Origin of the sequence: Actibacterium naphthalenivorans (assembly GCF_014196965.1) — a bacterium.
GTDB classification, from domain to species: domain Bacteria; phylum Pseudomonadota; class Alphaproteobacteria; order Rhodobacterales; family Rhodobacteraceae; genus Actibacterium_A; species Actibacterium_A naphthalenivorans.
Map to the genome: position 1 here is coordinate 936,877 of NZ_JACIEQ010000001.1, position 12,325 is coordinate 949,201.

Annotated in this window: 11 protein-coding genes; 3 read left to right on the top strand and 8 right to left on the bottom strand. The window is 66.1% G+C overall.

All coding sequences use genetic code 11. From position 1 onward, the window contains the following. Nucleotides 1-24 precede the first annotated feature (24 nt). Complete coding sequence (locus tag GGR17_RS04585) at nt 25-921, top strand: cation diffusion facilitator family transporter (protein ID WP_054537905.1); 897 nt, start codon at nt 25-27, stop codon at nt 919-921. Nucleotides 922-930: 9 nt separating this feature from the next. Here GGR17_RS04585 and GGR17_RS04590 read toward each other — a convergent pair whose 3' ends face one another. The 6 genes from GGR17_RS04590 to GGR17_RS04615 all read right to left on the bottom strand — a co-directional run bounded on the left by GGR17_RS04590 (nt 931) and on the right by GGR17_RS04615 (nt 7,713). Beyond that, entirely contained in the window at nt 931-2,958 is a 2,028-nt protein-coding gene (locus GGR17_RS04590) for a M3 family metallopeptidase (protein ID WP_054540297.1), read from the bottom strand. A gap of 170 nt (nt 2,959-3,128) precedes the next feature. Beyond that, complete coding sequence (locus GGR17_RS04595; protein WP_054537904.1) at nt 3,129-4,160, bottom strand: HesA/MoeB/ThiF family protein; 1,032 nt, start codon at nt 4,158-4,160, stop codon at nt 3,129-3,131. Continuing rightward, nucleotides 4,160-4,627 (bottom strand): dUTP diphosphatase, encoded by a 468-nt coding sequence (dut, locus tag GGR17_RS04600; RefSeq protein WP_054537903.1) that lies wholly within the window; start codon nt 4,625-4,627, stop codon nt 4,160-4,162. Before dut ends, GGR17_RS04595 begins: the two co-directional genes overlap by 1 nt. Beyond that, nucleotides 4,624-5,820 carry a bifunctional phosphopantothenoylcysteine decarboxylase/phosphopantothenate--cysteine ligase CoaBC gene (gene coaBC, locus GGR17_RS04605; protein WP_054537902.1) on the bottom strand — a complete coding sequence of 399 codons (1,197 nt, stop codon included), beginning with the start codon at nt 5,818-5,820 and terminating at the stop codon, nt 4,624-4,626. The genes dut and coaBC overlap by 4 nt, the downstream gene beginning before the upstream one ends. A gap of 196 nt (nt 5,821-6,016) precedes the next feature. Next, entirely contained in the window at nt 6,017-6,796 is a 780-nt protein-coding gene (locus tag GGR17_RS04610) for a ChaN family lipoprotein (RefSeq protein WP_054540296.1), read from the bottom strand. 38 nt (nt 6,797-6,834) lie between these two features. Beyond that, nucleotides 6,835-7,713 (bottom strand): RNA polymerase factor sigma-32, encoded by an 879-nt coding sequence (locus GGR17_RS04615; protein ID WP_054537901.1) that lies wholly within the window; start codon nt 7,711-7,713, stop codon nt 6,835-6,837. Between the two features lie 355 nt (nt 7,714-8,068). Between GGR17_RS04615 and GGR17_RS04620 the strand changes: the two genes are divergently transcribed. Both GGR17_RS04620 and GGR17_RS04625 read left to right on the top strand, forming a co-directional pair. Beyond that, nucleotides 8,069-8,941 (top strand): glutathione S-transferase, encoded by an 873-nt coding sequence (locus tag GGR17_RS04620; protein ID WP_054537900.1) that lies wholly within the window; start codon nt 8,069-8,071, stop codon nt 8,939-8,941. A 45-nt stretch (nt 8,942-8,986) separates the two neighbouring features. Beyond that, the gene (locus GGR17_RS04625; RefSeq protein WP_054537899.1) at nt 8,987-10,501 is read left to right on the top strand and encodes a YifB family Mg chelatase-like AAA ATPase; all 1,515 of its coding nucleotides are present in this window, start codon (nt 8,987-8,989) and stop codon (nt 10,499-10,501) included. Here the strand turns inward: GGR17_RS04625 and GGR17_RS04630 are convergent. Together GGR17_RS04630 and gshB are read right to left on the bottom strand one after the other, a co-directional pair. After that, the gene (locus GGR17_RS04630) at nt 10,467-11,369 is read right to left on the bottom strand and encodes an alpha/beta hydrolase fold domain-containing protein (protein WP_054537898.1); all 903 of its coding nucleotides are present in this window, start codon (nt 11,367-11,369) and stop codon (nt 10,467-10,469) included. The two genes, GGR17_RS04625 and GGR17_RS04630, sit on opposite strands and share 35 nt — an antisense overlap. Continuing rightward, nucleotides 11,369-12,313: a glutathione synthase gene (gene gshB / locus GGR17_RS04635; protein WP_054537897.1), complete on the bottom strand. Its 945-nt coding sequence runs from the start codon at nt 12,311-12,313 to the stop codon at nt 11,369-11,371. Before gshB ends, GGR17_RS04630 begins: the two co-directional genes overlap by 1 nt. Between the last annotated feature and the right edge of the window lie 12 nt (nt 12,314-12,325).

Sequence of the window (12,325 nt, forward strand, 5' to 3'; positions counted from 1 at the left end):
GCCGCCCAAGAGCCCCCAGCCGCGATGCCGAACAACAGCAATCTGATGAACCTATCCGCCGGGGTCGCCTCCGTCGCCGTGGCCTTCGTTCTGGTGCTGCTGAAGCTCTGGGCCCTGGGCGAAACCCATGCGCTTTCCGTCGCCGCGTCGCTGGCCGACAGCGCGCTGGATCTGATGGTGTCGCTGGGCGGGCTGGCCGCCATCTTCTACGCCGCCCGCCCGCCCGACGAGGATCATTCCTTCGGCCACAGCTCGGCCGAGGATCTGGCGGCGCTGGGGCAGTCGCTGTTCATCCTCGTGTCGGCGGCGGTCATCGGCTGGGCGGCCTTCCGTCGGCTGCTGTCTGATGCCCCGGTGGCGCTGGCGGATGAAGGGCGCGGCATTATCGTGATGACGGCCTCCATCGCCCTCACGCTCGGCCTTGTGCTTTGGCAAAGGCGGGTCGCACGCACCACCGGCAGCAAGATCGTGAAAGCCGATTCACTGCATTACCTGGGCGATCTCATCCCCAATATCGGCGCGATCTTGGCGCTTTGGGCGGCGTCGCGGTTCGGGCTGACGCAGGTGGACAGCGTCGTGGCGATGGGCGCGGCGGTGATGCTTGCCGTCGGCGCGCTGGGGATCGGCAAGGGCGCGTGGGACGCGCTGATGGATCGCGCCGCCAGCCCGGAGATCATCGCCGATATCGAAAGGATCGCCGCCAACTGGCCCCGGGTGCGCGGCTATCACGATCTGCAAACCCGCACCTCCGGCAGCAAACTGTTCGTGAACCTGCACATCGAACTGGACGGCAACCAGACCCTGACAGAGGCCCATGCCATCAGCGCCAGCCTGAAACGCGCCATCGTCAAGGCCTATCCGCGGGCCGACGTGATCATCCACAAGGACGTGGCCCAGCCGCCGGCCGACCTGCGGCGGTAACCGGGCGGCTCACGCCGCACTCAGCAGCCCGCGCCCCTTCAACAGCGCCTGCGCGCCGGGCATCCGGCCACGAAACGCTGTATAAAGCTCTTCAGGCTCGCGCGAACCACCCGCCGACAGGATGAACGTCTCCAGCTTCCGCGCCACCTCCGGGTCAAAAGCACTACCGGCCTCCTCGAACGCCTCGAACGCGTCGGCATCCATCACTTCGGACCACATATAGCTGTAGTAGCCGCTGGAATAGCCGTCGCCCGCGAACACATGCGCGAAATGCGGCGTGGCATGGCGCATACGGATGGCATGCGGCATGCCAAGCGCATCGAGCACCGCCTGTTGCCGGGCGATCGGATCCGCCGGCGCGTCGCCCTCGTGAAAGGCCAGATCGACCAGCGCCGAGGCCACATATTCGACGGTCTGAAACCCCATGTCATAGGTCGCGGCGGCCAGCAGCCGTTCCAGCATGTCGCGCGGCATGGGAGCGCCCGTCCGGGCATGGGTAGCGTATTGCGCAAGCACCTCGGGCACTTCCAGCCAATGCTCATACAGCTGGCTCGGCAGTTCTACGAAATCACGCGCCACCGATGTGCCCGAGATTGACGGGTAGGTGACATCCGACAGGATCTGATGCAACGCATGGCCGAACTCGTGAAACAGCGTCCGCGCATCGTCATAGGACAACAGCGCAGGCGCCCCCTTCGCGGGCTTGGCGAAATTGCAGACATTGTGAACAACCGGCCGCACCGCGTCACCCAGCTTGCGCTGCGAGCGGCTGGCCGAACACCACGCGCCCGAACGTTTCGATCCGCGCGCGAAATAGTCGCCGATGAAAACGGCCATATGGCGCCCGTCTCGTGTCACCTCCCAGGCCCTCGCGTCGGGATGGTAGAGCGGCACGTCGAGCGGCTGAAAGTCCAGACCAAACAGGCGATTGGCGCAATCGAACGCGGCCTCGATCATCCGGTCAAGCTGCAGATAGGGCTTCAGCTCCGCCTCATCCAGATCATGCTCCAGCCTGCGCCGCTTCTCGGAATAATAGCGCCAGTCCCAAGGCTCCAAACGCCCGTTGACGCCATCGGCATGCATCATCTCTTCCAGCGTCCGGGCATCCGAAACAGCGACGGCACGGGCGGGCTCCCACACGGCCATCAACAGCTCACGCACCCGCGCCGGGGTCCGGGCCATCTCGGTTTCCAGCTTGTACGACGCGAAATCGGCATAGCCCAGAAGCGTCGCCCGCTCGTGCCGCAGCTGCAGGGTCTCGGTGGCAATCCCGCGATTGTCCGTCGCCCCGCCATTGGCGCCACGCGCCGTCCAGGCCTCATATGCCCTCTCACGCAGCTCCCGCCGGGGCGAGAATTGCAGGAACGGCACGATCAGCGACCGGGAAAGGGTCACGACCGGGCCTTCCACCCCCTTCTCCTCGCCCGCGGCGCGCGCGCTGGCGACAACGAAATCAGGCAGGCCTTCTAGATCATCCTCGGACAGTTCCATGAACCAGTCACGCTCATCCGCCAGAAGGTGCTGGGTGAATTCGGTGCCCAGAACCGCCAGCCGCGATTTCACCGCCGTCAGCCGATCCCGCGCCACGCCCTGCAACCGGGCCCCCGCCCGCACGAAGCTGCGCCGCGTCAGCATCAGAACCCGCATCTGCTCGTCACTCAGCCCCAGCGTCTCTCGCGCCTGCCACAGGGTTTCGATCCGGCCGAACAGTGCGGCATTCATGGTGATTTCCGAAGAATAGGCCGACAGTTTCGGGGCAAACTCCCGCTGCAGGGCCTCGCGCGCATCATTGCTGTCGGTCCCCGCCAGCGTGTAAAACATGCCCAGCACCTGGTCCAGCCGCTGTCCGGCAAGCTCCAGCGCCTCGATCGTGTTGGCAAAAGTCGGCGCATCGGAGCACTCGGCAATCGCCGCGATCTCTGCCCGTGCCGCATCCATGGCCGCCTCAAAGGCGGGTGCGAAATCGGCGTCAGAGATATCGGCGAAGGGCGGCAGTTGGAACGGCGTGGACCAATCGGCCAGAAGCGGGTTTGTCATCAGCATCTCCTTTGACAGGAAAGCTATGCACGGGCGGGAGAAAGGTCCAGATGACGGCTTCTTTTTCGCAGAAATATCCCCGCCGGAGGCATGGAATCTACTGTTGCGACAAAAGTATTCTTGCCTCCGGCGGGGATATTTTCACGAAAAAGAAAACAGCTTGCAGCGCATCATCCGCCGCACACCGGACAGTCGTCGCGGCGTTTGAGGGTGACCTGCCGATTTTCCGCGTAGAGGGCATCATAGAGCAGCATACGGCCGCGCAGGGTTTCACCCGCGCCCGTGATCTCCTTGATCGCCTCCACGGCCATCATTGCCCCGACGACCCCCGGCAAGGCACCGACCACCCCGGCTTCGGCGCAGCTCGGCGCCAGTCCGACCGCGGGGGCCTTGGGAAAAATGCATTGATAGCAGGGCGCACCGGTGGCCGGGTGATACAGGCTGATCTGCCCTTCCCACTGGGTGATCGCGGCAGCAACCAGCGGTTTGCCGGTGGCCACGGCCACCCGGTTGACCATGTAACGGGTGGCGAAATTGTCGGTGCCATCAAGGATCAGATCATAATCGGCGAATAGCGCGGCCGCATCCTTTTCCTCCAGCCTGCGCTGATAGGGTTCGATCGTGATGAACGGGTTCAGGGCGCGCATCGCCTCTTCCGCCGAAAATACCTTTGGCATGCCGATACGGGCGTCCGTATGGATGACCTGCCGTTGCAGGTTTGACGCATCGACCACGTCATCATCCACCACACCGATGGTTCCCACCCCCGCCGCCGCCAGATACATCAGCGCCGGAGAGCCGAGCCCGCCCGCGCCAATGACCAGAACCTTGGCATCCTTCAAACGTTTCTGCCCCGGCCCGCCGACCTCGCGCAGCACGATATGGCGGGCATACCGCTCCAGTTCGGCCGGGCGGAAGGCGCCCTGCGGCTTCGGTTTCTCCAGCGGACGGGCTCGGGCGCGCAGCTTGCCCAGCAGCGCGCGATAACCGAGCACCAGCGCCAGGATAACGCCAAGCCCCAGCCAGGCCTCTTTCGACCCGCCCGTCGCGACACGCAGCGCATGCCCACCCGGGAACGCCACCTGCACGATCAGCACCCCGACATAGAGCAGCCCGAGCATCATCAGCCGCGCCCTTGCAGGCAGTTTCATCAGCCACCCGACACCCCAAAGGGCGGCCGCCATGATGAAAACCAAAACCATCAGCCGCGTCCGGTGGAACCGAACCCGCCATCGCCCCGAGCGGTGTCACCAAGCTCGCCAGCCACTTCGAACACCGCCTGCACCACCGGCGCGACGATCATCTGGGCAATGCGGTCGCCGTGATGGATGGTATAGGGATCGGCCCCGAAATTCACCAAAAGCACGCCCAGCGGGCCGCGATAATCGCTGTCGATCGTGCCGGGCGTATTGGGCAGGCTGATGCCGTGCTTCAGCGCAAGGCCCGAGCGCGGCCTGATCTGCACTTCGAACCCATGCGGAAATTCCATCCGGAATCCGGTCGGGGCGATACGCCGCTCCATCGGTTGCAGGGTGAACCCTTCGTCCCGGATCTCGGGCGGCAGATTGGCGCGGATGTCGGCCCCCGCCGCGCCATGGGTTTCGTAAGACGGCAGCGCAAGCGCGGTATCGGCCCAGTCTTCCCACAGGATGCGGATGGTCGGGGTCATGCCAGCGCCTCCGCGATCATCTGCGCCAGCCGGTTGGCCACCTGCTCCTTGGCCATGCGCGGCCAGCTCTGCGCGCCCTCCGCCGTGATCAGCGTCACGGCATTCTCCGTTCCGCCCATGATTCCGGTGGCGGGCGAGACGTCATTGGCCACAATCCAGTCGCATCCCTTGCGCCCGCGCTTGGCCGTGGCATGGGCGATCACATCATCGGTCTCGGCGGCAAAGCCCACAACCAGCGCGGGGCGCCCGTCGCCCATCTGCGCCACCCTCGCCAGAATGTCCGGGTTTTCCGCGAATTCCAACGCGGGCAGCCTGCCCCCGCCATCCTTTTTCACCTTCGAAGCGGAAGCGTTGGCCACCCGCCAGTCGGCGACCGCCGCCGCGAACACGGCCGCATCGGCCGGCAGCGCATCCTCTACCGCAGCCAGCATCTGCCGCGCGGTCTCGACCCGCTCAACCGTCACGCCTGCGGGCGGCGGCACATCGGCAGGGCCGGTGACGAACACCACCTCGGCCCCCAGACCTGCCAGCGCCCGTGCCAGCGCCGTGCCCTGCGCCCCCGAAGAGCGATTGGCGATATAGCGCACCGGATCAATCGGCTCATGCGTCGGCCCCGAGGTCACGATGATGCGCCTGCCCTTCAACGGCCCATCCGCCAGCGCCGCCTCGATCGCGGCGACAATCTCCAGCGGTTCGGCCATTCGGCCCGGCCCGTATTCGCCACAGGCCATGCTACCCTCATTCGGGCCGGCAAACAGAATACCGTCGCCCTTCAACGTGGCGATGTTGCGCTGCGCCGCCGGATGCTGCCACATCCGCACATTCATCGCCGGCGCGATCAGCACGCGCTTGTCCGTGGCCATCAGCAGGGTCGAGGCCAGATCATTCGCCAGCCCCGCGGCCATCTTGCCCATCAGATCGGCCGTGGCGGGCGCAACAACCACCAGATCAGCGGCGCGGCTCAGCTCGATATGGCCCATCTCGGCCTCGTCGGTCAGATCGAACAGATCGCGGTAGACCTTTTCCGCCGCCAGCGCCGAGGTGGAAAGCGGCGTCACGAATTCCTCGGCGGCCCTGGTCAGCACAGGCGTCACCCGCGCACCGCGCTCGCGCAGCCGGCGGATCAGATCAAGCGACTTGAACGCCGCGATTCCGCCGCCGATGATCAGAAGAATGCGTTTGCCTGCCAGCATGGGCAACCCCTTTCAAGGCTTCGCCCCCTGTCTAGGACGCCGCGCCGGGTGAAACAAGTTCACTCACCCGCCACCAAGGCAAAACCCGACCGGTCGCCCTAAAATCACCGGGCTCATCTTCTCGGCAAAAATACTCCCGCCGGAGGCGTCCCGCACGCAAAAGCAACGCAATACCCTCCGCGCAATTCACAAACGCTCACTGCACGGAAAATCCGGCGCAGGGGTCATCCCGCTCGGCCGGGGCGGTGATCAACCACCGGTCAAACGGCGGATCATCTTCCGGCGCCTCCTCGAACTGCCCGATCGACAGGAGTGTCACGTCAGGCGCCGCCACGGCCAGCGCGGCGGGCAGGCCCCAGTCCTTGCGCGCATGGCCATTGCCGGTGATCACCGCAACCGGGCCGCCATTCCCGGCCAGCGCCCGCACCACCGCACGCGCAAGCGCCGCGTCGCGCAGGCGCTGCGCCTCGACCATCCCGGGCAGCATCTCGGCGGGCAGCGCATTGCAATGGGCGGCCTGCTGCCCCTCGTCCCGCAGCGCCTGCTCGTCCTCCGGCAGCGGCGCGGCCAGCCCAAAGGCCGCCGCGTCATCCCCGAACACCGCAACCGCGCCTTCCGCGATGGCCCGGCGCACGTCGCCGCGCGGAAGGCCGCCACCGTAGACCGCGGCCTCCGGCGCCGCCGCGAATATCGGATAGTAAAGCGCAAAGTCGGGCCAGCCCGAGTCAGCCCAGCCCAGCGCCGCCTCCAGGGCAGCCGCGTCGCCGCGCGCGGCCGGGGTTGCCCGCGCCGCCTGCGCCGGCGTCAGCATCTCGAACACCAGCGCCCGGGGGGTCAGCGCGGAAACCGCTCGCGCCTGATTTGCATGATGTACCGGGTTGTCATGAACCTCGCCCAGAACAACCACATCGACGGGCGGCAAAGAGGCCAGCGCTTCTGCGCCGATCTCCGCCGCCTGCGCGCCGGACGCCAGCATGGCGGCGGCCAGCCCGGCGAAAATGAAATTCACCTGTGTCACGCGAAGAAGTCATGCACCTCGGGGCTCTGCGCTTCAAGGCTCTTGCGCATCTTTCCGAAGGCGGCCGCCTCCAACTGCCGCACCCGCTCTTTCGACAGGCCCAGTTCCTGGCCCAGGCTTTCCAGCGTGCGCGGGTCATCGCGCAGCTTGCGCTCGCGCACGATGAACTGTTCGCGCTCGTTCAGCCCGGCCATGGCGGCGCGCAGCCAGCCACGCAGCGTCGCCAGATCATGCGCGCGCGCCACACGCTCCTCGGCCTGCGCGCTGTCATCTTCCAGCGATTCGATCCATTCACGCCCGTCGTCTTCGGCGGATTGGGTGGCGTTGAGCGAAAAATCGGTGCCGGCGAGCCGCCCCTCCATCATCTCGACGTCAGACATCGAAACACCCACTTCCGATGCGATCCTCTCGCGCAGTTGATGCCGGTCCAGCGTCTCGCCCCGGGCGCTTGCCTCGCGCTCCAGCCGGGCCTGAACCCGGCGCAGGTTGAAGAACAGCGATTTCTGCGAAGAGGTCGTGCCGGTGCGCACCATCGACCAGTTGCGCATCACATGGTCCTGGATCGACGCCTTGATCCACCACACCGCATAGGTCGAAAACCGAACGCCCCGATCCGGATCGAACTTGTCGGCGGCCTTCATCAGGCCAAGGCTGGCCTCCTGGATCAGATCGTTCATTGGCGCGCCATAGCGGCGAAACTTGGTCGCCATCGAAATCGCGAGGCGCATATACGCCGTTATCAGGCGGTGCAGCGCCTCTTCGTCGCGCTGATCGCGCCAGGCATAGGCAAGCTTCAGCTCCGTCTCTGCATCCAGCAACTCTGCCTTCATCGCCTGCCGGGAAAGGGTTCTGTCGGAAAATCCATCAAGTGCCATTTTCGCCTCCTGGGTTGGATTGGCGTGCTGCCCCAAGGGTGCAGCCTTGCAATATTATACGAAAGCGAAACGTGGCTGGATCACGAATAGTTTCCCCGACCCGCGGGAATTCGGATGAAACGCCCACACAAAAGGCGATTCCTGCACGCTTTCAGGATAGCAGAGCCCAATCTAAATAACTGATTTTAAACAAAATTTCTCTCCTCCGCAGCAAATGCGAAAATATGCGCCGCGCGCCCGGCCCAGGTGCTTGCACAGGGCCTGTGCCTGTGCTCACAGACCATCAACACCGATGATGGCAAATCGCACAAAACAGCGTTTCTGAAATATCAAAAGGCGCGCTAGCCTGCCCGGCATGACATATGATCTTTACCTTGGCGACAAAACCTATTCCAGCTGGTCGCTGCGCGGCTGGCTGATGTTCGAGAAATTTGGCCTGCCCGTGCGCACAACCGCGGTCGGGCTCTACTCCGGCACCATGGCGGCCGATCTGGCCCCGCTTGCGCCGGCGCGTCTGGTGCCGGTCCTGCGCACGCCCGAAGGCGACCCGCTGCAGGATACGCTGGCCATCGCCGAAACCCTGGCCGAGCGACACCCCGACGCCGGGCTGTGGCCCGCAGACCCGTCGGCCCGCATCCTCGCCCGCTGGCTGGCCGCGGAAATGCACTCGGGCTTTACCGCCCTGCGTGGCGCCTGCCCGATGAACCTGTCGCGCGCTTATCAGGGGTTCGCGCCATCCGATGCGGTGCGCGCCGATCTTGCCCGTATCGCGCTGCTCTGGGCCACCGCGCGTTCCCGGTTCGGCGGCGGCGGGCCGTGGCTGTTCGGCGAGTATTCCCTGGCCGATGTGTTCTACGCCCCCGTTGCCGCCCGCATCGCCAGCTATGACCTGCCCGTCGAGGATGAGGCCGCCGCCTATGTCGCCGCCCATCTGGCAGACCCGGCCTTCCGGCGCTGGCGCGCTGAAGGGCTGACGCAGCGCTACGATACCGAACCCTATGCCATGGATCTGCCATTCAGGCCCTGGCCGGGCCCCGCCCCGCTGCCTGCCCGCGCGGTGCAAAGCGGGCCTGCCGAAAATGCCGCCTGCCCCTATTCCGGCCTGCCGGCGGGGCATTTCATGCAGCTCGACGGCCGCATCTTCGGCTTTTGCAACACCACCTGCCGGGACAAGACAGTGAACGATCCCGAAGCCTTCCCCGCCTTCATGGCCATTTACCATTCGTAAACCTTCCCGCCTTACCCGTTAACCAAGGTAAAGGCGGAGGCGGGAATGGTTGCGCGGGCCTATACGGTGGCCTTTGAAGGGGTGGATGCCCGGATGGTCGAGGTGCAATGCGCCATCACCGCCGGCCTGCCCGCCTTCTCGATCGTCGGCCTGCCCGACAAGGCGGTCAGCGAAGCGCGCGACCGGGTGCGCGCGGCGCTGACCGCGATGGCGCTGGCGCTGCCGTCAAAACGCATCACCGTCAACCTGTCGCCCGCCGACCTGCCCAAGGAAGGCTCGCATTTCGACCTGCCGATCGCACTGGCGCTGCTGGCCGCGCTCGATGTCGTGCCGCGCGACGAGGTGGAGCGGACCGTGGCGCTGGGGGAAATGTCGCTGGACGGATCGCTGGTGCCAGTGCTCGGGGCCCTGCCTGCGGCCATGGCGGCGGCCGAGGCGGACAGGGCGCTGCTTTGCCCCCGCGCCTGCGGCCCCGAAGCGGCCTGGGTGGGCGCGACACAGGTGCTGGCGGCGGGATCGCTGGGCGAGGTCGTGCGCCACTACACCGGGCAATCTCCGCTCTCCCCCGCCGAGCCGGGCGAGGTGACCGCACCAGCCCAGACCCGCGACCTGCGCGACGTCAAAGGGCAGGAACGCGCCAAACGCGCGCTGGAGATTGCCGCCGCCGGGCGCCATCACATGCTGATGGTCGGCGCGCCGGGGTCGGGCAAATCCATGCTGGCCGCGCGCATGCCGGGCATCCTGCCGCCGCTGGAACCGGTCGAGGCGCTGGAAACCTCGATGATCCATTCCCTGTCGGGCCTGCTGGACGAGGGCGGGATCTCGCGCACGAGGCCGTTCCGCGAACCGCATCACACAGCCTCGATGGCCGCCATCGTCGGGGGCGGGCGCGGCGCCAAACCTGGCGAGATCTCTTTGGCCCATAACGGGGTGCTGTTCATGGATGAATTCCCCGAATTCCCCCGCGCCGTGCTGGAAACCCTGCGCCAGCCGATCGAAACGGGCGAGGTTGTCGTGGCCCGCGCCAACGCGCACATGCGATACCCCTGCCGGTTTCTTCTGGTGGCCGCCGCGAACCCCTGCAAATGCGGCTATCTTGCCGACCCGTCCCGCGCCTGCGCCCGCGTGCCGCAATGTGGCGAGGATTACCTCGGCCGCATTTCGGGCCCGCTGATGGACAGGTTCGATCTTCGGGTCGAGGTGCCCCCCGTGGCCTATACCGACCTCAACCTGCCTGAATCGGGCGACAGCTCCGCCGACGTGGCCAAGCGCGTCGCGGCCGCCCGCGCAGTTCAGTCCGCGCGCTTCGCCGGGCACGAGGACGCGCGCAGCAACGCCGATGCCGAAGGTCGCCTGCTGGACGAGATCGCGACGCCCGATGCCGAAGGGCGCGCCCTGTTGTCGCGCGTGGCCGAACGGTTCGGCCTGTCGGCGCGCGGCTTTCACCGAGTGATGCGGGTCGCGCGCACCATCGCCGATCTCGACGGATCGGCGCAGGTGTGCAAACCGCATGTGGCAGAGGCGGTCAGCTTTCGGCTGGTGTCGCTGAAAGAGACGTAAGAAACCCCGCGATATTCGCCAGCGCCGCGTCAGCCTCGGGCAGCCAGCCCTGAAAGATCGGCCAGACATGCGGCGGGTCGTCCCACATGTCGACTGTCACCGCCGCACCGAAGCCGCGCAAACGCGCGGCCATGCGCAGCGAGTCGTCGCGCAGAATCTCGGTGCGGGCGGCCTGCAGGAAGACGGGCGGACAACCGGGAAATGCCGCGAACAGGGGCGAGGCGCCCGGATCGCGCGGATCGGCCCCGGCAAGATAATAGCGCCGCACCTCCGCCAGCCGGCTGGCGGGCAACAAGGGGTCCGAAACCGCGTTCTCCCGCATCGACCGGCCCGATGCCGTCAGATCCACCCAGGGCGACAAGGCGAAGGCGGCCGCGGGCCGCACCCCCCGCGCCAGAAGCCGGGCCAGCAGCGCCAGCATCAGCCCGCCGCCGGAACTGTCGCCGCCCAGGATGATCCGCCCGGGCGGATAGCCGCGCACGACCAGCCCCTCCCAAACCGCCTCGGCGTCGTCCAGGCTCGCGGGAAACGGATGCTCGGGTGCCAGCCGCATGGCGGGCAGGCAAGCCCGCTGTCCCGTCATCGCCGAAAGGCGCGCCAGCATCGCGCGATGGGTGAACGGGCTACCCATCAGATGGGCACCACCGTGCAGATAAAGGAGGATACCAGGCCGTCGGACGCGGCAGGATGCCCAGGTGATCGGAACATCACCAACGCGGTCTTGCAGATAGAGCGCGTAGGGCGGGTTGCGGAACATGTGCCCCTGCCGCTCGAACCGGGCGCGCGCAACCGCCGGCTCTATGCGCGCCAGCGCAGGCTTTTCGACGCGTCGCAACCAAAGAGTCAACAGGCGCAATTGCCAGGACATCAGCCCGCGCGCTTTGCCTCGATCACCTGCCAGATCCGCTCGGCGACATTGGTGCCGTCGAACCGCTCCAGCTCCTGAATGCCGGTGGGCGAGGTCACGTTGATTTCGGTCAGATAATCACCGATCACATCGATCCCCACGAAAATCTGACCATGATCCCGCAGCGTCGGACCGATGGCCGCGCAGATCTCCAGATCCCGCGCGGTCAGGCCAACCTTTTCGGGCCGCCCGCCCACATGCATGTTCGACCGCGTCTCGCCCGCCTGGGGCACCCGGTTGATGGCGCCGACCGGCTCTCCATTCACCAGAATCACCCGCTTGTCACCGTTCGAGACGTCGGGCAGGAATTTCTGGGCGATCAGCGGCTCGCGGCTAAGGCCGGTAAACAGCTCGTGCAACGATGACAGGTTGCGGTCATTCGGATCCAGCCGGAACACCCCGGCGCCGCCGTTTCCGTAAAGCGGCTTCAGGATGATGTCACCATGAAGCGCCTTGAACTCGCGGATCGTGACAAGATCCCGCGCGATCAGCGTCGGCGGAATCAGATCGGGAAACTGCAGCACCAGAAGCTTTTCGGGAAAGTTCCGCACCCAGAACGGATCATTCACCACAAGCGTGGCGGGATGAAGACGTTCCAAAAGATGGGTGGTCGTGATGTAGCCCATGTCGAAGGGCGGATCCTGCCGCAGCCAGACCACGTCCCACTCCGACAAATCCACATCCATCTCGTCGCCCAGCGCGAAATGGTCGCCCTTGACCCGCCGCACGGTCAGCGGCCAGCCGCGCGCCATGACCCGCCCATCATTCCAGTAGAGCTTGTCGGGCGTATAGTAGAACAGCTGGTGCCCACGCGCCTGCGCCTCTTCGGCAAGGCGGAAGGTGCTGTCAGCGGTGATGTCGATCGGGCCGATCGGATCCATCTGAATTGCAACTTTGAGCGACATGCGCGTTCTCCC

Bases quoted from the DNA above. Each gene is read 5' to 3' on its own strand.
- GGR17_RS04585 (WP_054537905.1), top strand. From the start codon at position 25: ATGCCGAACAACAGCAATCTGATGAACCTATCCGCCGGGGTCGCCTCC.
- GGR17_RS04590 (WP_054540297.1), bottom strand. From the start codon at position 2,958: ATGACAAACCCGCTTCTGGCCGATTGGTCCACGCCGTTCCAACTGCCG.
- GGR17_RS04595 (WP_054537904.1), bottom strand. From the start codon at position 4,160: ATGGTTTTGGTTTTCATCATGGCGGCCGCCCTTTGGGGTGTCGGGTGG.
- dut (WP_054537903.1), bottom strand. From the start codon at position 4,627: ATGACCCCGACCATCCGCATCCTGTGGGAAGACTGGGCCGATACCGCG.
- coaBC (WP_054537902.1), bottom strand. From the start codon at position 5,820: ATGCTGGCAGGCAAACGCATTCTTCTGATCATCGGCGGCGGAATCGCG.
- GGR17_RS04610 (WP_054540296.1), bottom strand. From the start codon at position 6,796: ATGCTGGCGTCCGGCGCGCAGGCGGCGGAGATCGGCGCAGAAGCGCTG.
- GGR17_RS04615 (WP_054537901.1), bottom strand. From the start codon at position 7,713: ATGGCACTTGATGGATTTTCCGACAGAACCCTTTCCCGGCAGGCGATG.
- GGR17_RS04620 (WP_054537900.1), top strand. From the start codon at position 8,069: ATGACATATGATCTTTACCTTGGCGACAAAACCTATTCCAGCTGGTCG.
- GGR17_RS04625 (WP_054537899.1), top strand. From the start codon at position 8,987: ATGGTTGCGCGGGCCTATACGGTGGCCTTTGAAGGGGTGGATGCCCGG.
- GGR17_RS04630 (WP_054537898.1), bottom strand. From the start codon at position 11,369: ATGTCCTGGCAATTGCGCCTGTTGACTCTTTGGTTGCGACGCGTCGAA.
- gshB (WP_054537897.1), bottom strand. From the start codon at position 12,313: ATGTCGCTCAAAGTTGCAATTCAGATGGATCCGATCGGCCCGATCGAC.